The organism is Paraburkholderia dilworthii, assembly GCF_000472525.1.
Taxonomy (GTDB): domain Bacteria; phylum Pseudomonadota; class Gammaproteobacteria; order Burkholderiales; family Burkholderiaceae; genus Paraburkholderia; species Paraburkholderia dilworthii.
Genome location: NZ_AWZT01000025.1, coordinates 37,267 through 56,378, shown reverse-complemented (window position 1 = coordinate 56,378; position 19,112 = coordinate 37,267). Strand labels below are relative to the sequence as shown.

The 19,112-nt window shown below is 62.5% G+C and carries 19 protein-coding genes and 1 pseudogene; 13 read left to right on the top strand and 7 right to left on the bottom strand.

Annotation, left to right across the window (positions count from 1 at the left end):
- Positions 1 to 70: 70 nt before the first annotated feature.
- From F759_RS0121015 to F759_RS0120970, 10 genes and pseudogenes are all read left to right on the top strand, one after another.
- The gene (locus F759_RS0121015; RefSeq protein ID WP_027801610.1) at positions 71 to 2,230 is read left to right on the top strand and encodes an ATP-binding protein; all 2,160 of its coding nucleotides are present in this window, start codon (positions 71 to 73) and stop codon (positions 2,228 to 2,230) included.
- On the top strand, positions 2,227 to 3,858 hold the full coding sequence (locus tag F759_RS0121010) for a hybrid sensor histidine kinase/response regulator (RefSeq protein ID WP_027801609.1): 1,632 nt from the start codon (positions 2,227 to 2,229) through the stop codon (positions 3,856 to 3,858). The genes F759_RS0121015 and F759_RS0121010 overlap by 4 nt, the downstream gene beginning before the upstream one ends.
- Positions 3,855 to 4,487, top strand: coding sequence for a response regulator (locus F759_RS0121005; RefSeq protein WP_027801608.1), 633 nt, complete (start codon positions 3,855 to 3,857; stop codon positions 4,485 to 4,487). The genes F759_RS0121010 and F759_RS0121005 overlap by 4 nt, the downstream gene beginning before the upstream one ends.
- 402 nt (positions 4,488 to 4,889) lie before the next feature.
- Positions 4,890 to 5,099 carry a hypothetical protein gene (locus tag F759_RS0120995; protein WP_027801606.1) on the top strand — a complete coding sequence of 70 codons (210 nt, stop codon included), beginning with the start codon at positions 4,890 to 4,892 and terminating at the stop codon, positions 5,097 to 5,099.
- 30 nt (positions 5,100 to 5,129) lie between these two features.
- Positions 5,130 to 5,285: a hypothetical protein gene (locus F759_RS44185; protein ID WP_244438870.1), complete on the top strand. Its 156-nt coding sequence runs from the start codon at positions 5,130 to 5,132 to the stop codon at positions 5,283 to 5,285.
- A 127-nt stretch (positions 5,286 to 5,412) separates the two neighbouring features.
- Positions 5,413 to 5,633: pseudogene (locus F759_RS45175) on the top strand (nucleoside transporter C-terminal domain-containing protein); the annotation flags it as partial.
- Between the two features lie 16 nt (positions 5,634 to 5,649).
- Positions 5,650 to 6,039, top strand: a complete 390-nt coding sequence (locus F759_RS0120985; protein ID WP_027801605.1) for a cytidine deaminase — start codon at positions 5,650 to 5,652, stop codon at positions 6,037 to 6,039.
- A complete protein-coding gene (locus F759_RS0120980; RefSeq protein WP_027801604.1) occupies positions 6,036 to 7,001 on the top strand; it encodes a nucleoside hydrolase in 966 nt (321 codons plus the stop codon). The genes F759_RS0120985 and F759_RS0120980 overlap by 4 nt, the downstream gene beginning before the upstream one ends.
- Before the next feature lie 129 nt (positions 7,002 to 7,130).
- A complete protein-coding gene (gene panE, locus F759_RS0120975) occupies positions 7,131 to 8,066 on the top strand; it encodes a 2-dehydropantoate 2-reductase (protein ID WP_027801603.1) in 936 nt (311 codons plus the stop codon).
- Positions 8,067 to 8,122: 56 nt separating this feature from the next.
- The gene (locus F759_RS0120970; RefSeq protein ID WP_027801602.1) at positions 8,123 to 8,422 is read left to right on the top strand and encodes a hypothetical protein; all 300 of its coding nucleotides are present in this window, start codon (positions 8,123 to 8,125) and stop codon (positions 8,420 to 8,422) included.
- Positions 8,423 to 8,498: 76 nt separating this feature from the next.
- On the opposite strand, the gene F759_RS0120965 is transcribed toward F759_RS0120970, so the two are convergent.
- Genes F759_RS0120965 through F759_RS0120935 form a run of 7 tightly spaced genes read right to left on the bottom strand, consistent with a single transcriptional unit; the run spans position 8,499 to position 15,340 of the window.
- Positions 8,499 to 9,545: an ABC transporter substrate-binding protein gene (locus F759_RS0120965; RefSeq protein WP_027801601.1), complete on the bottom strand. Its 1,047-nt coding sequence runs from the start codon at positions 9,543 to 9,545 to the stop codon at positions 8,499 to 8,501.
- Positions 9,546 to 9,577: 32 nt separating this feature from the next.
- Positions 9,578 to 10,705 (bottom strand): NAD(P)/FAD-dependent oxidoreductase, encoded by a 1,128-nt coding sequence (locus tag F759_RS0120960; RefSeq protein WP_027801600.1) that lies wholly within the window; start codon positions 10,703 to 10,705, stop codon positions 9,578 to 9,580.
- Positions 10,698 to 12,131 carry an FAD/NAD(P)-dependent oxidoreductase gene (locus tag F759_RS0120955; RefSeq protein ID WP_027801599.1) on the bottom strand — a complete coding sequence of 478 codons (1,434 nt, stop codon included), beginning with the start codon at positions 12,129 to 12,131 and terminating at the stop codon, positions 10,698 to 10,700. The genes F759_RS0120960 and F759_RS0120955 overlap by 8 nt, the downstream gene beginning before the upstream one ends.
- Complete coding sequence (locus F759_RS0120950; protein WP_036024872.1) at positions 12,128 to 12,496, bottom strand: (2Fe-2S)-binding protein; 369 nt, start codon at positions 12,494 to 12,496, stop codon at positions 12,128 to 12,130. Before F759_RS0120950 ends, F759_RS0120955 begins: the two co-directional genes overlap by 4 nt.
- 23 nt (positions 12,497 to 12,519) lie before the next feature.
- A complete protein-coding gene (locus tag F759_RS0120945) occupies positions 12,520 to 13,314 on the bottom strand; it encodes an ABC transporter permease (protein WP_027801597.1) in 795 nt (264 codons plus the stop codon).
- Between the two features lie 27 nt (positions 13,315 to 13,341).
- Positions 13,342 to 14,256 carry an ABC transporter permease gene (locus F759_RS0120940; protein ID WP_027801596.1) on the bottom strand — a complete coding sequence of 305 codons (915 nt, stop codon included), beginning with the start codon at positions 14,254 to 14,256 and terminating at the stop codon, positions 13,342 to 13,344.
- Positions 14,249 to 15,340 (bottom strand): ABC transporter ATP-binding protein, encoded by a 1,092-nt coding sequence (locus F759_RS0120935; RefSeq protein WP_027801595.1) that lies wholly within the window; start codon positions 15,338 to 15,340, stop codon positions 14,249 to 14,251. Before F759_RS0120935 ends, F759_RS0120940 begins: the two co-directional genes overlap by 8 nt.
- Before the next feature lie 277 nt (positions 15,341 to 15,617).
- On the opposite strand from F759_RS0120935, the gene F759_RS0120925 reads away from it, so the two are divergent.
- From F759_RS0120925 to F759_RS0120915, 3 genes are all read left to right on the top strand, one after another.
- On the top strand, positions 15,618 to 16,508 hold the full coding sequence (locus tag F759_RS0120925) for an IclR family transcriptional regulator (protein ID WP_027801593.1): 891 nt from the start codon (positions 15,618 to 15,620) through the stop codon (positions 16,506 to 16,508).
- A 151-nt stretch (positions 16,509 to 16,659) separates the two neighbouring features.
- A complete protein-coding gene (gene pdxR, locus F759_RS0120920) occupies positions 16,660 to 18,135 on the top strand; it encodes a MocR-like pyridoxine biosynthesis transcription factor PdxR (RefSeq protein WP_027801592.1) in 1,476 nt (491 codons plus the stop codon).
- Between the two features lie 458 nt (positions 18,136 to 18,593).
- A complete protein-coding gene (locus F759_RS0120915; protein ID WP_020068172.1) occupies positions 18,594 to 19,046 on the top strand; it encodes an HU family DNA-binding protein in 453 nt (150 codons plus the stop codon).
- The last annotated feature ends 66 nt before the right edge of the window (positions 19,047 to 19,112 follow it).

Sequence of the window (19,112 nt, the reverse complement as noted above, 5' to 3'; positions counted from 1 at the left end):
GCGCCAGACAATTGCAGCCGCCGCGCGAGCGCGGAACACGTACTGACATCACCATGCTTGCGGGGGCAATATGGCTGTCAACCTCATGGGAGAGTGGTGGTATCCGCTCAGGCGGTTCCAGCACAGTGTCGTGCTCCGGCTTCTTGCGATCGCGATACTGTTTAGTTGCGTGCTCACCTTGTTGCTGACCGCGCTGCAAATTCATCGCGAATACAGCGAAGGCGTTGCGCTGATCGAGAACCGCCTCGCGGACATCGACAAAAGCTACCGCGATAGTCTTGGCGAGGCGCTGTGGCGGCTGGACGATGCGCAACTGCGGCTCGAACTCGGCGGCATGCTGCGTCTCGCGGATATCAGCATGGCCCAGGTGCGCCAGTCCGGAAGTGGCACGGCGCCGTTGGTCGTGTCGGCAGGCAAGCCGGCAAGCGGGCCCGCGATGGCGCGCGAATACCCACTCGTGTATCGCGTGCTGGGCAAGGAACAGCACATCGGCACGCTGTACGTGCAGGCGACATTGAGCGATCTGTACAATGATCTGACGCACACGGCGCTTCTCATTCTCGTGACTCAAGCCGCCAACATCTTCCTCGTTTCGCTTTTCATCATCTTCATCCTGACGCGGCTCGTGACACGCCATCTCGTGGTGCTTGCTCGAACCGTCGACAGGTACGATTTTCGCGAGCCCGGCGTACCCTTGAAGCTGAACCGACGCGCGCCGCGCGAGCCCGACGAACTCGAGCGCGTGGTGACGGCCTTCAATTCGATGGGCGCGCGGCTGCACCGCGCGTATCTCGACGAGCGCGAGGCCGCCGCCGAACGCGAGGCGCGCCGCTCGGCCGAAGCGGCCAACCGCGCGAAGGGCGAGTTCCTGGCCAATATGAGTCACGAGTTACGCACGCCGCTAAACGCCATTCTCGGTTATGCGCAGATCTTGCGGCGCGACGCCAGCCTGAGCGAGAGGCACCGCGACGGTGTCGGCGTCATTCAACGCAGCGGCGAACATCTGCTCGCACTCATCGGCGATGCACTCGATTTCGCGCGGATCGAAGCGGGTCGGTTGCGCGTGGAGATGGGCGATGTACTGCTTGCCGCCACGCTCGACGCCATCCGCGAAATTGTCGAAGTGAAGAATGCGCAGAAGCATGTCGACTTTATCTGGCGCGTGGCGCCCGATGTGCCCGATGCGGTGCGTGCGGACGAACGGCGCTTGCGTCAGGTATTGCTCAATCTGCTGGTGAACGCATTGAACTTTACCGATCACGGCAGCGTTAGCCTGCTGATCGAAATGAGCGCTGCCGGCAAGGTCTGTTTCGAAGTGCGCGATACAGGCATTGGCATGGATGCCGATAAACTTCAGACCATTTTCGAACCGTTCGAACAGATCGCGCATACCGAACGCGGCACGGGTGGCACGGGGCTCGGCCTGACCATCAGTCAGCAGTTCCTTCATGCAATGGGCAGCGAGATTCGCGTGCAGAGCCAGCCTGGCCGCGGCAGTGTATTCTGGTTCGAACTCGAAGCCGCATCGGGCGCGCCGCCCGCCGCGCCGGCCGTCGCCGACACGCGCATGGCGACCGGTTACAAGGGACCACGCCGCAAGGTGCTGGTGACCGACGACGTTGCGATGAACCGCGCGGTGATGGTCGAATTCCTCGGCCGGCTCGGCTTCGAGATCATCGAGGCGACAGGCGGGCGCCAGGGACTCGCGAAAACCTTGAGCGAACGCCCGGCGCTGATCGTGACCGACATCGTAATGGCAGATATGAACGGACTCGACGCGACCCGCAGATTGCGAGAGATTCAGGGCTTTTCGAACGTGCCGGTGATTGCGACTTCCGCGAGTCCGTCAGGCGCCGACGAGCAGCGCAGCCTCGAAGCAGGCGCCAATGCGTTTCTCTCCAAGCCGATCGACTTCGACAAACTGCTCGCGCAAGTCGCGCGTTTGCTCGATCTCGAATGGATTTACGCAGACACGGATCATCCGGTCGTTGCACAGGAGACAGCCGCTGGGCCACCCGTTGCCGTGCCCGACGACGAGCTCGGAGAATTGCACCTGCTCGCGCGCCGGGGCGACATGCAGGAAATTGCGCTGTGGGCCGAACGCGTCGCGAGGGATAACCCGCATTACCACGCATTTACCACGCGGATTCTCGGTCTCGCGAAAGGCTACCAGTCCAAAGCGCTGCTCAGTCTCGTCGAGGAGCAACTCGAACGCAAGGCGGTGCGATGAACAATGCGACGCTGCCTGCCGACGATTCGCCCACGGTATTGATCGCGGACGACAATCCGGCCAATCTCGCGATAGTCGTCGAAAGTCTCGTGGCGCGCGGCTTCAGGGTGCTCGTCGCGCTCGATGGCCCGGAGGCGATTCAACGCGCGCAATTCTCGCAGCCCGACCTGATTCTGCTCGACGTGAGAATGCCGGGCATCGACGGTTTCGAAACCTGCCGGCGCCTGAAGTCGGACGAGCGCACGCGCAATATCGCCGTGATCTTCATGACGTCGCTCACGGGCAGTGAGGACATGGTCGAAGGCTTTTCGGCGGGCGGTGTCGATTACCTGACGAAACCCGTCCACGTCGACGAAATGATGGCGCGCATCAGCACGCATCTTGCGCTTCGGGGCATGCATCAGAAACTGATCGCGCAGAACCGGCAATTGCAGGAGGAAGTGTTCGTGCGTCAGCGAGCCGAGGCCGCGTTGTCGCGCGTGCGCGATGGGCTCGAAGCAAGCGTCGCGCAGCGCACCGACGAACTCGCGCGCGCGAACGTGACGCTGCAGTTGCAGATCGAGGAACGCAGGCGTGCCGAGGCGCGGCTCCTCGCGAGCGAGTTCCGTTTCCGCACGATCGTCGAGACGAGTCCGGTGCCGCTTTGCATCACGTCGATGCCCGAAGGGGGCATTCTGTACACGAACAAGCCGTTGCGCGAGCTCTTCGGTATCGACTACCTGACCACGCATGTCGCGAATATCGCGGGGTTGTACGCGGACGTCGCGGATCGCGACCGGCTTGTCGAACATCTGCGTCATGAGGGAAGCTTTCGCGACACCGAGGTTCAGCTCAGGCGCGCGGACGGCACGACGTTCTGGGCCATCGCGACAGCGCGCGTCGCGACCTATGACGATGCGCCCGCGATTTTCGTCGGCCTTTACGACATTACCGAGCGCAAGCGGATCGAGCAGGAACTGGTGGAGTCGCGCGAGCTATTGCGCGAATTGTCCGCGTATATGGAAGCCATTCGCGAAGAAGAAAGAAAGCGTATCGCGATGGAAATTCACGACGAGTTGGGCCAACTGCTGACGGCGCTCAAGATGGATGTATCGCTGCTTAAAATGCGTCTTTCAGGCGATCCGGAAGTCGCGAGAAGAACCGACGATATGCGCGAACTCGTTGAAAGAACCATCTGGATGGTGCGCAACGTCGCGAGCCATTTGCGGCCTGCGGCGCTCAATTACGGTATCGTGTCGGCGCTCGAATGGCTCGTCGACGATTTCGGTCGGCGCAGCGGGCTAGCGTGCCAGTTTCGCCTCAACGGCAGCGAGCCGGTGCTTTCCGATGCGCATGCAACGGCAATGTTTCGCATCGTTCAGGCCTCGCTGACCAACGTCGCGCGGCATGCATGCGCGACGCGAGCGGACGTCACGTTGACGAGTACGTCGACGGCACTCGATCTGCACGTCAGCGACGACGGCTGCGGTTTCGATCAGGAGGCGGCGCGCCGCGACTATTCATACGGATTGCTCGGCATGAGCGAGCGAGCGCGTCTGATTGGCGGCTCGCTGCTGATCGACAGTGCGCCGGGAACAGGCACCTCGGTCTCGATCCATATACCGCTTCAGGACGGGGTTCAGACATGATCAATCTTTTGATTGCCGACGATCATCCGCTGGTTCGCGGAGGTCTCAAGCAGATAATCGAAACGACGCCCGACATCGTGGTGGCCGGCGAAGCGGCTCAGGGTTCCGAAGTGATGGAGAAACTGCGCACATGCCAGGTGGATCTGCTGCTGCTCGACATGACGATGCCCGGTATCAGCGGTGTCGATCTGATCCGGCGCGTTCGCTCGGAGCGTCCGTCGCTGCCGGTGCTCGTGCTGAGCATCCATAACGAGGCACAGGTCGTCTCACGCGCGTTGCGTGCGGGCGCAACGGGTTATGTCACGAAGGACAGCAATCCGGACGTGCTGCTCGCCGCGATTCGCAAGCTCGCCGAAGGCGGGCGTTTCATCGACCCGAAACTGGTCGAAGGAATCGTCTTCGAAACCTATTCGGGCGATGCGCCGCCGCACGAAATTCTTTCAGACCGCGAGTTTCAGGTTCTGCAAATGCTCGCGCTCGGCAAGAGCCTGAATGAAATCGCCGACGCTTTCGCGCTCAGCGCTAAAACGATCAGCACGCACAAGATGCGGCTCATGCAGAAGCTCGGCCTCGCCAATAATGCGGACCTGATTCGTTATGCGATCCGGCACGGACTCGTCGCCGAGTAGGCCATGCGGACCCGTCAGGAAATCCTGAGTCCGAAAACAGGGATTCCTGAGCCGACATTCCGCCGCTGCCGATGGAGGCGTTGCCAACGCCGTCTTACGATGCATGATGGGAACCGACGGAGGACCTATGGCGGCGTCACAGCGATCATTGCGCGAACTCATCGAGAAGTGGCTGGACGCGAGCGGCGCGGCATCGGCTCGAATCCAGTTGCAGCCATGCGCGCGTCAGGGGCTCAGGCGCTGCATATGTGTCGAGGCACACCGTGAGACGGGCATGTTGACGCTATTCTTTTTTCGTCACGGCGACGGTTTCTGGCACGTATTCCCGCCTGATGAGCGGCCCGCCATGAGGGTGACCCCGATCGCCGCCTAGGCGGCAAAACGCGCGACGGAGGCAGGATCATGACCCACGAGGAATGGGGTTTTGGATCGCCGGAAGTACTGGCGCTGCGCATGTGGATGAGCGTGTGGTACGACCATGCGGTCGTTTCCGGCTTTATCCGCGCACCCTTCACGCTAAAGGACGCCGACGCGGAGCGGCTCGAAGGCTATTTCAGCCTCGGGCTGACGCCGCAGGAAGGCACTGTCGTGTTCTTTTCCAAATCGCATTAATTTCGCTTTTAAACGTTTCTCTTCCGCAGGGTGCTCGGTTACGGCAATGCCGGTATCGAGTTCCTGTTCGGCGGGTTCGTGCAGGCGAACATCTTCCAGGTGTCCGGCAACCGGGGCGTCGTATTCGCGATGCCCGTGCTACCGGACATTATCTTCGCGAGCGCGCCGATTTCCGTGCTGTGCTAGCTGGCGTGATGCGCTGAATCACGCTCGGCACGGTGTTTCAGAAATTGCTCGGCGTGTCGAAGCTCGAATCGTTTTCCGCCGTCACCACGATCTTTCCCAGTCAAAGCGAAATGCCAGCAGGCATGCGCTCGATCCGCGTACTATTGCCGTTCTGTCGTTTGCGTTATGCGGGTTTGCGAACTTTGCGTCGACCGCGGTGCTCACAGGCGGCTTTAACGCCGGAACGCCGGAACGCCGCGCCGAGGTCACGCCGAGGTCGCGAGCTATGGGTTGCGTGTGGTGCTCGCGGCAACGCTTTCGAACCTGATGAGTGCGATTATTGCGGGCATGTTCATTATGCTCAATTGAATCCAGGATGTCCTGCATGAACATGGAACAGCTGTTGGAGCGCGCGAGTGTCGCGCGGGAAAGCGCCTATGCGCCGTATTCGAAATTCAAGGTCGGTGCTGCCTTGCTGACGAGAGACGGCCGCATATTCGACGGCTGCAATGTTGAGAATGCGTCGTACGGTTTATGCAATTGCGCGGAACGTACCGCATTTTTCAGCGCGATCGCGGCGGGTTATCAGCGAGATCAGTTTGCCGCATTGGCTGTGATCGGCGATACCGAGGGTCCAATTGCACCGTGCGGCGCGTGCCGCCAGGTGATCATCGAACTGGGCGGCCCGGAACTGCCGATTCGCCTCGGCAATCTGCACGGTGCAACGCGCGACACGACCGCACGCGAACAACTGCCGGACGCGTTCTATCTATGAGCAAGCACAAGCTGATCTACGACACCGATCCCGGCGTGGACGATGCGATGGCGCTCGTATTCCAGGCGCTGCATCCGGATATCGAACTGCTTGGACTCACGAGTGTATTTGGCAACGCGACAATCGAGACCACCACGCACAACGCGCGCTTTCTCGCGGGCCGCTTCGCGCCAGGCGTGCCGGTTGCGCGAGGCGCTGCGGCGCCGCTCGAGCGCGCTGCGCCGCAGCCGCTCGCTGCGATTCACGGTGACAACGGACTCGGCAACATCGTGCTGGGCGTCACCGAACATGCACCGCTCGATGCACGGCCCGCGCACCGATTCATCATCGACACGGTGCGCGCGCATCCTGGCGAAGTCACGCTCGTCGCGGTCGGCCCGCTGACGAATCTCGCGCTCGCGCTTGCCGACGATCCGCAGATCGCGCCGCTCGTGAAGCAGGTGGTGGTCATGGGCGGCGCATTCGGCACGCACGGCGTGCTGGGCAACGTAACGCCCGCGGCCGAGGCCAACATGCTCGGCGACCCCGATGCCGCCGACATCGTCTTCGGCGCGCCGTGGCCCGTGGCGATTGTTGGGCTCGACGTCACGCAGCGCACCATCATGAGTCAGAGCTATCTGGCGTCGATCCGCGATCGCGGCGGCGCTGCAGGCGAATTCGTGTGGGACGTCTCGCGGCATTACGAAGCGTTTCATCAGCAAAGCGCGCAACTCAAGGGAATCTTTGTGCACGATTCGTCAGCGGTCGCTTATGTGCTGGCGCCCCATCTCTACACCACGCGCAGCGGTCCAGTGCGCGTGCTGACGGACGGCATCGCGGTCGGCCAAACCATTCAGAAGCCTTCCATCATGCCCGTGCCCGCGCCGGATTGGGACACGCGGCCCGAGTGCCTGGTCTGCGTCGGCGTGGACGTTGCTGGCATGCTGGCGCTGTACGAGAGCACGGTTTGCGCGAAGCGTTGAACGGCTTGCGCCGTTGCGCCGAGGAAAAGCGCGCAATAACGCAACACCTGGCATGTGCGCTTGTCCGGTGCGTTGCGTCAATCTTTGCTACATTGCTTCGAGCGACGACATTCACTCGAGAGGCCAAAGATGCGAATTCTAGTGGTAGGGGCGGGGGCTGTGGGCGGTTACTTCGGCGGACGGCTCGCAGCGGCAGGACAGGACGTCACGTTCCTCGTGCGCGCCGGCCGGGCGGAAAGGCTCCAACGCGACGGACTCGTGATCAGAAGCCCGCGCGGCGATCTCACGCAACGCGATGTCAAAACGATTCTGGCGGGCGTGAGCGCCGAACCGTTCGACGTCGTGCTGCTGAGCTGCAAGGCCTATAGCCTCGATGACGCAATCGATTCATTCGCACCGCTCGTCGGCGAATCGACGCTGATACTGCCGATGCTCAACGGCATGCGTCATATCGACGTGCTCACCGAGAAGTTCGGCAAATCGCGCGTGCTCGGCGGTCAATGCGTGATCGCGGCGACGCTCAACGCGGATCAGCAGATCGTGCATCTGAACGAGATGCATGCAGTGACTTTCGGTGAACTGGCGGGCGGCGTATCGGAGCGCGTGCAAGCAATTGCCGACGCAATGGCCGGCGCGAACTTCGACGTCACGGTCAGCGAGAACATCTTGCTGCGCATGTGGGAAAAGTGGGTGTTCCTGGCCTCGCTCGCGGCGAGCACGTGTTTGATGCGCGGTTCGATCGGCGACATTCTTTCCGCGCCCGACGGCAAGCGTGTAATCGAAAACCTGCTCAGCGAGGCGCGCGCCGTTGCGCTGCATAATGGCTTTACGATGGCGCCGGACTTCGATGCGCGCGCCACGCAAACGCTTTTCACGCCGTCGCCGCTCACGGCGTCGATGTTGCGCGACGTGGAAAATCACTCGCATACCGAGGCGGATCACATCCTCGGCGATCTGATTTCGCGCGGCGGCGAAGCGCAAAAGGGCGAACAGGCCCTGTCGTTGCTGCGCATCGCGTATAGCCATCTGAAGACGTATGAAGCGAGGCAAACGCGCACCTCGTGAGCCGAGAGTCGTGAGAGTGAAGGTTTGCCGTAACCGCTCAATGACCGGAGGTGAACATGCCGGCTCCAATCGGATCAGTGCCCGCGCTTAGCGCGGCATCGGCCACGATCTTTTCGATCGGTATTGCGTTTCTCGGTTACTGGGGAATGCATGAGCCGACCGGCTGGCGCGTTGTCGATGTCATCGTGTTCGTACTTGCACTGACCGGCTTTGGCTGCCTGGGGCTCGTACCGTGGATGGCGACGAGCCCCGTCGAGCCCGAGACTAGCGACGTCAGGATACGCATTGCGCGGCATCTGTTTCTTGCAGGCGTCATGGCGATCTGGCTGGCGGTGGCGGTTTCGGTGATCTTCTGAGCCGTCACTGACATGACGTTAAAAACGCGCGCCTCATGACAACGAGGCGCGCGTTTCATTCAGACGACGCTGAGACTTAACGCTCGATTTGCCGGTTCCAGCGCGTGTCCCATTGCGCGCGATGCGCGTTGATCGTGTCCCAATCCACCACCGTGACTTTGTGCACGAGGTCTTCTACATTGCCGAGGCTTTGCTGCATCGGCGGCGTCATTTTCGCGAGACGGTTTGTCGGAATCTGCTTGCCCGCTTCCGCGGCTTTCGTCTGCGCCGGTGCGGACAGCAGGAACTGCGCGAGCTTCTGCGCCAACTGCGGGTCCGGGCTGTTGTTAACCACGCAAAGATCGACGAGCAGCAGCACCGGGCCTTCTTTCGGATTCACGTACCCTACAGGAATGCCCTTGTCAGCCAGATCGCCGACGGCCGTCGGCGTCAACGGAAAGAGGCCCGCTTCGCCGGTCTGCACCATTTCCGAAATCTTCGCGGAGTTCGGCACATACTCGACCACGTTCGGCCCCACGGTGCTCGCCCATTTCGTGAAGCCGGGTTCCACGTTCTGCTCGCTGCCGCCCATCAAACGGTTGATCGCGAGAAAGCCGTGCAGGCCAAACGTGCTGCTCGACGCCGACTGGAATACTACCTTGCCCTTGTATTTCGGATCGGCGAAATCCATCCATGACGTAGGCGGCGCCCAGCCCTTCTCAGCGAACAGTTTCTTGTTGTACGCAATGCCGGTCATGCCGAGCTGCACGCCCGCGCCCATGTCGTCCTTCATGCGCGCGAACGGGTAGAGTTCCTTCAGCACCGGCGAGTCGTCGAGTTTCTTGCACACCCCCATGCTGACCGCGCGCGCCATCACGCCGTCGTCGAGAAACACGACGTGAATCTGCGGACTCGCCTTGTTCGCAAGCAGCTTGGCGAGAATATCCGACGACGTGCCCGGCACCACGACCACTTTCACATTGTTCGCTTTCTCGAAGTCGGGCAGCACCTGGCTCGTATACGCCTTTTCCATCGGGCCGCCGTTCATGCCGATGTAAATCGTCTTCGTCTGCGACCATGCGGGCGCCGCTGCGCCGAATGCACACAATGCGGCCAATGCCGCAATCGTCCTGAACATTTTCATTGAAGAGCTCCTGAGTGTCATAAACGTAAGATCTAAGCGACGGATGAAGCAGCAAGCTGCGCGAAACGGCCAATCGAAAAAGCGTCGAGAGGCGTGGCCGTGGCGCCGTCGATGACGAGATCGGCGAGCACCTCGCCGACACCGGGCGCGAGCAGAAAGCCCCCGCCCGAAAATCCGAACGCATGCAACAGGCGCGGCACGGCGCGGCTTGGCCCGATGATCGGATTGCTGTCGGGTGTCTCGCCTTCGACGCCGCTCCATGTGCGAATCAAAAGCGCTTCGCGCAACGCGGGCAGTAGCGCGCAGGCATCGCGTATCACGGCTCGTGTAGTTTCCGTTGACGGTTGACCGTATTCGCCGTCGCCATGTCCGCGTCCGCCGCCGATCACGCAGTTGCCGCGCGCCACCTGCCGCGCGTAGATGCCGCCGCCATACACGCCGAGGTTATGCGTGATGAACAACGGCAGCGGCTCCGTGACCCACATGTTCGGATAGATCGGCTTCATCGGCGCTCTTTCGCCGAAGTAGCCCGCGACGGTGTTCGCCCATGCGCCTGCGGAGTTGATGAGCCAGTCGGCGCTGATTTGCGTATCGCCGGCGCGCATGTGGAAGCGCTTGCCGTCGTGATGGATGCCGCTCAATGCGGTTTGCTCGCGTACGTCCGCGCCCGCGGCACGCGCGGCGCGCGCGAAGGCCGGCGAGACGAGGCGCGGGTTCGCGTGACCGTCGGTCGCGCACAACGAGCCGCCGATAGCCGCCGCGCCGAGCCACGGATAGCGCTCGCGAAACTGCGTGCCGCCAAGCAGTTGCGCGTGCAGTCCGTGATCGCGCGCCATGTCGGCCCATTGCTGAAGCGCGGCAAGATCGCTCTCGCTGCGAGCAAGGCGCAAATGTCCGGACACGGTAAATTCGCCGTCGATGCCGATCAACTCCGGCAAGCGGTCCCAGATATGCCGCGCGCGCATCGCGAGCGGCATCTGTTCGGCCGGACGGCCCTGGCAACGGACGCCGCCGTAGTTCACGCCGCTCGCCTGCGCGCCGCAAAAGCGCCGCTCGAAGAGACCCACGCGTAAGCCGCGCTTCGCAAGCGCGAGTGCCGCCGACGAACCGACCAATCCGCCGCCCCCGATCGCCACGTCGTAGTGCAGCCTGTCACTCATCGCGGGCCTCCATGGGAATCTCGGGGACGCCGTCGGCATACATGGCGGGCGACAAAGGAATCGGTTTGACCGGCGGCTGGCTGCGCAGGCGGCCAACTGCTTCGAGCGGGCGGCCGGTTTCTTCCGCGAGCAATAGAAGCGCGGCTTCACCGCACATGCGTCCCTGGCAACGGCCCATGCCGACGCGAGTGAGCGCCTTCAGACGGTTGATCTCGTTTGCCTCGCCGCCGCGAATGCAACGCCGCAACGTGCCGGCGTCGACTTCCTCACAGCGGCAGACGGTCATGTCGTCGGGCCATTGCTCAGCGCATTTGGGAGGCGGCGCGAAGGCGATCTCGATGCCCGCGCGAAAAACAGCGATACGTTGCTGGCTCCGTTCGAGCGATGCCGCGTCGCTCATGCCGGGTCCGCGTGGATGCCGGATGCCTATATCGTCGAGCAAGGCTAGCGCGGCGCGGCGTCCCGCGAGTTCGGCGGCGTCGGCGCCCGCAATGCCGGCACCGTCGCCCGCCAGATAGACGCCGCGCACGGAGCTGCGTCCAGCGGGGTCGAGTTCGGGTAGCCAGCAACGGTTGAGCGCGTCGAAACGGAACCGGCAACCGGCGAGATCGGCGAGCTGCGTTTCGGGCTTCAGCCCGAAGCTGATGCCGGCTGCGTCGCAAGCAATTGATTCGGTAACCGAACTATTGTCGAAAGCTTGCCATTCGATTGCCTCGACGTTCTGCGCGCCACGAATGCCAACCAGCTTCACGCCTCGTTCGATGCGTATGCGATGCGCCTTCAGCCAGGCAACGTAATACAAGCCCTTGGCGAAGGTCGACGGAAGGCGCGCAAGTTTGGGTGCAGCGGCAATCTGTTGCGAGAGCGGGCTCGTGTCGAGCACAGCCGTTACCTGCGCGCCGGCTTTTACGTATTGATATGCGACGAGATAGAGCAAAGGCCCGGTGCCCGCGAGCACCACGCGCCGGCCGATTGCACAGCCTTGCGCCTTTAACGCGACCTGTGCCGCGCCGAGCGTGTAGACGCCGGGCAAAGTCCAGCCGGGCACCGGCAGAACGCGGTCCGTCGCGCCGCTCGCAATGATCAGTTGCGAGAAGGGAACGCTGATTTCGCGTCCGGCCTCGAGCGTGTCAAGGCGACCTGCTTCGCAAGCCCATGCCAGGGTGTCCGGGCGATAGTCGATGTGAGGCAGTAGCGCGGACATTGTCGTATGCAACGCGTCGGCCTTGCGCGCTTCGAAACCGTAGAGCGCTTTTTTAGAGCGCTGAAAGCCGCCCTGCGCCGGCGGCTGGCGATAAATCTGCCCGCCCCAGCGCGCGTTTTCATCGATGACGATGGGACGCACGCCCGCCGCAACCAGCGTTTCGGCAGCGCGCACGCCGGCGGGGCCTGCGCCGACAATCGCGATGCGTCGATCGTCGCTCATTGCGTGTCTCCGCTTCGGGCTTCCGCTTGTCCGGTCGCCGAACCGGTGCGCGTGAGCACACGCAACCCCTCGGTGACGAGCGTCGAGCAAGCGCGCAGACGCTTGCCGTCTTCTGTGCGCATCCAGCAGTCCTGGCAGGCACCGATCAGGCAGAAACCGGCGCGCGGCGCGCCGCTGAATTCGCTTTCGCGTATGCGGCGTTGTTGCATCAGCACGGCCGTCAGCAGCGTATCGCCTTGTAACGCGGAGACCTCGCGGCCGTCGAGATAAAAGCGCAGCGGCTCGCGCAGCGTTTCGGCGATGCGGACAAATTGAGGCTCGTGCACGAGCGCAGCGGATTCGGAAGACGACAAGTTGAACGGCATAGGAGCGTGAACAGAAGAAGCCATCAGTGCTGGCCGATCAGAATGCGGTTGAGTCCATAGACGCGATCGAGCAGCAGCATTGCGCCCGCTGTAATGAAGATCACGAGCGCGGAGACGGACGCCATCATCGGGTCGATCGATTCCGTCGCGTACATGTACATGCGCACGGGTAGCGTCACCGTTTGCGGCGACGTCACGAAGATCGACATCGTGAGTTCGTCGAAGCTGTTGATGAAGGCGAGCAGCCAGCCGCCGGTTATGCCGGGCAGAATCATGGGCAGCGTGATGCGGCGAAACGTGGTCCACGGATCGGCGCCGAGCGAATGCGCCGCATGTTCGATGCTGCGGTCGAGTCCGCTTACCGAAGCCAGCACCAGCCGCATCACGAACGGTGTAATGATGATAATGTGCGCCAGGATCAGCCACGCGAATGAGCCCGTCGCGCCGATCAGCGCGAAAAACCGCAGCAGCGCGATGCCGAGCACGAGACCGGGAATCACGAGCGGCGACAACAGCAGGCCATTGAGAAATGCACGGCCCGGAAAACGTGCGCGGCCGATTGCGAGCGCGGCGGGCAGTGCGACGATTAGCGAGAGCGTCGCCGATGCAAAGGCGAGCTTCAGGCTGTTGAAGAACGCCGAGATGAAGTCGGGGTAATTGAGGATCGCGCGAAACCAGCGCAGCGATACACCGTGCGTGGGCAGCGTGAGCGTTTCGTCCGGCGTAAAGGCGACGAGCACGACGATCACGAGCGGCGCGAGCACGAACGCAATGACGAGCGTGTGGAAAATCAGCGCAATAGGACCGTTCTTTCTCATGATGTTTTCGCGCGATGAACTGCTGTATCAACCCAGGCTTCTGGTGTACCTGCGCTCCAGAACCCGGTAGTAAGTGAGCATCACGATCAGGTTCGCCACCAGCAACAGCAATGCGATGGTCGCGCCGAGCGGCCAGTTCAGCGAACCGAGGAATTCGTCGTAGACGGCGGTCGCGGCGACCTTCAGGCGGCGTCCGCCGAGCAGGCCCGGAATCGCGAACGCGCTCGCGGACAAGCCGAACACCATCAGGCTGCCCGACAGAATGCCGGGCGTGAGTTGAGGCAACACGATGCGGCGCAGCGTCGTGGCGGGCGAGGCCATCAGCGAAAGCGCGGCGTTCTCGGTTTGCGGATCGAGCTTCTGCAACGCGGTCCAGACGGGAATCACCATGAACGGCAGCATCACGTGCACAAGCGCGATGACAATGGCGAATGTCGTGTATTCGAGCTTGTACGGTCCGAGCCCGACGAGCCCCAACGCCTGATTCACAAGACCGTTGCTGTTGAGCAGCATGCTCCAGCCGAACGCACGCACCACGACCGAGACGAGCAGCGGCGCGAGAATCACCAGCAGAAACATCGAACGATACGGGTCGCGCATGCGCGACAGCACATAAGCCTCGGGCGTGCCGATCACGACGCATAGCAGCGTAACGAGAAACGCAATGCCGAAGGTGCGCAGAAAGATCGTGTGGAAGTACGATGAGCCGAGCACTTCCGCGTAGTTGCCGAGCTGGAATGCGGCGAGCGGGCCGCTTGCCGGATCGAAACGATAGAAGCTCAACACGAGCGTCATCAGAAGCGGCACGAGCACGAGCGCGACGAACAGCAGAAACGCGGGCAGGCACATCAGCCACAGCGGCAGGAATGCTTGCCACGGCGCACGCCTCGCGCCTGCGGATTCGGTCTTGCCGTTCTCCGTTGCAGGAAGCGTGCTATCCATGATGTGCGTCCCGTTGAATAAAGCGGATCGCCTCACTATTCCAGTCGACGCCGACCGCGGCGCCTTCTGGCAGCGGCTCGTTGCCTTCGTTCTGGCAGCACACCAGCACTTCGCCGAGCCGGCTGTCGAGCCGATACAACCACTGGCTGCCAAGGAAAAAGCGGCTCGCGACCGTTGCCGGCACACGTCCCGCGTCCGGCGCGCACAGGCGCAATTTTTCCGGGCGAATGCAGAGCGTTACCGCATCGCCTACGCCGACCACGCGCTCGCGCATCGGCAACTGCGCGGTGCGGCCGGTCTCACACAGATCGTGTCCGAGGTCGATGCGGATCGCGTCGCCGTCGCGCGCGATCACCGTGCCCGGCAGCATATTGGCCTTGCCGATGAACTGCGAGACGAAGCGATTCTCGGGCCGCTCGTAGGCCTCGTATGGCGTGTCGATCTGCGTGATGCGGCCAGCTTCCATCACGACAACGCGATCGCTGATCGACAGCGCTTCCGATTGGTCGTGGGTAACCATGATCGTCGTCGTGCCGATCTTGCGTTGAATGCCGCGCAGTTCGAACTGCATGTCTTCGCGCAGCTTGGCGTCGAGATTCGACATCGGTTCGTCGAGCAGTAAAACAGGCGGCGCGATCACGATGGCGCGTGCAATCGCCACGCGTTGCCGCTGACCGCCCGACAGTTCACGTGGAAAGCGATGCGCGAGCTGATCGAGCCGCACGAGCGACAGCGCTTCGCGCACGCGCTCCTTGCGCTCGGCTTTGTCGATGTTGCGCATTTCGAGCCCGAATCCGACGTTCTCGGCCACGCTCATATGCGGAAACAGCGCGTAGCTCTGAAACACCACGCCGAGGCCGCGTTTGTTCGGCTTCGTATGCGTGATGTCGCGACCGTCAAGCGTGATGCGTCCACGTGTCGTTTCGAGGAAGCCGGCGATCATCTGCAACGTCGTCGTCTTGCCGCAACCGGACGGCCCAAGCAAAGAAACGAACTCGCCCTTTTCCACCGACAGGTTGACGTCCGCGACTGCCTGAAGCTCGCCGAACGATTTGGTCACGTCTGTGAGTGTGAGGAACGACATGATGTGGCCTCTGAATGCCTCGATGGAGCCGACTCTAGCCAGCCAAATTACGAAGCGTCAATTCGAAATTCCATTTGGCGGTATGAAAGTAGAATATATTCCGTCTACCGGAACGAGGAGCCACGGCTTGGCGTTGATCATTCCGCCGCGCGGAGTTGGGGCATTCCCTAGGGAGCCCATCGGAGCAGGCGTGCCGGCCCAAGATCGCGCTCGATTCCACTCTCAGACAAAACGCCTTATAGTGTTCCGGTTAATGGAATAATCGAGAGCTGAAAAGATGAACGCTGCTGCCAACCGAGAACCGGACACCAACGCGGCCGAGCCCGGCGCAATGCCAGGCACGGGAATGCTGGAACGCGCGTTCGCCGTCATTCGCGCACTGTCCGAAGCGCAAACCGATGGCGGCCGCGTCACGCGTCTCGCGAAAGCGGTGGGGCTCACGCAAGGCACGGTGCATCGCATCCTGCACGCGTTGATCGCGGAGGGCATCGTCGAACAGGACGAGATCTCGAAGCTCTACCGGCTGAGCGTGAACTTCTTCGCGCTCGCGGCGCAAGCCGGCAATCCGAGCGGCATGCGAACGCTATGCCGTCCCGCGTTGTTGAGGCTTTGCGCGAGTCTTGGCGACACGATTTTCCTGCTCGTCAAAAGCAGTTTCGACGCGGTGTGTCTCGACATCTGCGAAGGGCCGTTCCCGATTCGCTCGTTCACGGGCGATATTGGCGGGCGCGTCGCATTGGGCGTGGGGCAGGGGAGTCTCGCGATTCTCGCGTTTCTGCCCGAGGCCGAGCGCGAGGAAATCATTCGCTTCAACGTGCCGCGTATTCGCGGCTATGGCGTGCTCGACGAGGTGTATTTGCGCACTGAGATCGAACGCGTGCGACAGTTGGGCTACGCGGGCCGCAACAGCGGCGTGCTCGACGGCATGGCGGGCGTGGCTGTGCCGATTCTCGATCGGACCGGCGTGGCGGTCGCGGCACTCAGCGTCGGCACGCTGGCCGCGCGTTTGAGCGACGACCGGTTGCCGATGGTCGTCGAACTGCTGCGCCGCCAGGCCGAGGCAATCGGCCCGCAAACGAATCCGTTCGACGTCGCGTTGCGCCGGCCCATGCATGGCCTCTCGCGCGCAATGACGAGTGCGCGCATTGCGGGTTCGGCGCAGGAATAGCAGGCATAGTTACGCGTCGATAGGAACGGCGCGCGACGCGACGCCCTTTCGTTCAACGCCAAATGCAACCGCGCCTGGAAGACTTTCATCGGCAAGTTCACGGCTGGCCGGTATTCCATCATTACGAGGACTTCTCAGGTAGCCAGCCACAATGGAAATCCACATCGCGGTAGAAGGGCATCACGATCTGTCCGGCCAGATCTATCGGCAGTTGAGAGCCGGCATACTCGAAGGGCGTCTCGCCGGCGGAACACGCCTGCCGTCCACGCGCGACCTGGCGACACAGTTGGGCGTGTCGCGCAAGACCACGCTCGACGTGTTCGAGCGGCTTCTCTCCGAGGGCTACCTCACCGCGCGGGCCGGCTCGGGCACGTTCGTCGCCGACGGTCTCGAACGCTTGCCGGTCGAGCGCTCGCCGCACGTTCGCGCGGCGGAGTCGTCGCGCGAACGTGCGAAAGCGAAGAAGGACGCCGCGCGCGCACAACCGCTGTGGGAGCAGATGCCGAGCGGCTTGCCGATGCCGCGGCCTTCGGTGGCGTCGCCATACGATTTCGTCGGCGGGGCGACCGACAAGACCCTGTTCCCGTTCGACGTTTGGCGCCGCTGCGTGAATCACGCTCTGCGTGCGCAGGCGCGCGGACAGGGCACGTATCGCGACGCAGCCGGCGAACAGGAGTTGCGCCTCGCGATTTCGCGCTATCTCGCGTTCAACCGGGCGGTGTCGAGCAATTGGGACGAGGTGATCGTCACGCAAGGCGCGCAGCACGCGCTCGATCTGCTTGCGCGCATTACGCTCGGCCCCGGCGAAGTCGCGGCCATCGAAGATCCTGGTTATCCGCCGGCGCATGCGTGCTTTACGGCAACCGGCGCGCGCGTGGCGCATGTGCCCGTCGACCGCGAAGGCTTGATCGTCGGCAAGCTGCCGGATAACGCTCGGCTTGTCTACGTGACACCGTCGCATCAGTTTCCGCTTGGCATGCCGATGAGTCTCGAGCGTCGCGTCGAACTGCTCGAATGGGCGCAAAAACGCGGCGCCGTGATCATCGAAGACGATTACGACTGCGAGTACCGTTTCGAAGGCCGGCCGATGGAGCCGTTGAAAAGCCTCGATCGGGCCGGTCTGGTCGCATACGTGGGCACGTTTTCGAAAACCATTTTCCCGGAGTTGCGGGTCGGCTATGTGGTGCCGCCCGCGTCGCTTTACGGGGCGCTTTTGAAGGCACGGCAGATCGCGGACTGGCACGGCTGCACGCTCACGCAAACGGCGCTCGCGTCGTTCATGCTCAACGGCGATTTCGCCAAACACTTGCGGCGCATGCACAAGACGTATGCGGCGCGGCGCGCCAGCCTGCTCGCTCATCTGCAAGGCGGTCTCGCGCCGTGGTTCGAGCCGATCGTGCCGACGGCCGGCATTCACATGGCCGCGCGCCTGCGAGCGCCGCTGACGGAAGAGACGGTGGTGATGGCCGCGCGCGAGGCGTCGATTGGCCTATACGGGCTCACGCCGTTCTATCAGCGCGCGAAACCGCAGGCCGGTCTGATTTTCGGCTACGGCAACATTGCCGCGCAACATATCGACGTGGCGCTCGGAAAGCTTGCGGGCATCCTGGCACGCGCCGCTTCATAGCCCGAGGCAAGACCGCCGATGCGACGCTGCGGCGCTGCTGTGGCTCACGCGGCGCGTCCAATGCGGAGGTACCCGAAGCCTCTTTTGCCGGTTGCTCTGCGAGCCCAAGGCGAGGCAAGCAGGTCGACGCACGTCGACACGCGCTGTGCGAAGCGTTGAAAACGATCCGGCGATGGCAGGCATCGCTTGAGCATGCCGTGCAGAATGTGCCGCTATATATGCATTGAAACCGCTTGTAACGCACGTTACGTGTCCGTGTTGCCGGACTCGCCGAAGCAGTTTAGCCCCTTAAACAAGCATCAAAATGTGTTGTGCAGTCTGCGCCGCGCAACAAACCTGCGCTGTTATACATAAAAGAGTCGCGCAAATCGCATCAGCGCTTGTAGAATCCGGCGTTGAAGCGTGCACATACCGTATGCGCTTCGTGCAATTCACTGACCACAACAGGTAGGAGAAACATGCCGACTTCCGCAAAAAAGGTGGCCAAGAAGGCTGCTGCCCCGGTACCGACCAAGAAGGTTGCTGCAAAGAAAGTCCCTGCGAAGAAAGCTCCCGCAGCTAAGAAGGTCGCCGTGAAGGCGTCCAGCGCACCGTCGCCGATCAAGGACACCTTCACGAAGGCCTCGCTGGCTGCACACGTTGCTGAACGCGCCGCCGTCGAACCGAAGGCTGCCAAGGCCGTCCTGGCCGCGCTCGAAGACACGATCCTCGGCGCAGTTCACAAGAAGGGCGCTGGCGAATTCACGCTGTCGGGTCTTCTGAAGATCGTCGTCCAAGCTGTGCCGGCCAAGAAAAAGCGCTTCGGCAAAGACCCGTTCTCGGGCGAAGAGCGCTGGTTCCCGGCCAAGCCGGCTAGCGTGCGCATCAAGGCACGTCCGCTGAAGAAGCTGAAGGACGCTGCAGCAGGTTAATCGCGCTTCATGCGTCGCTCGAGGCGATCAGCCTTAGTCGAGCTCCGAGCGTCGCGCGCTGCAAAG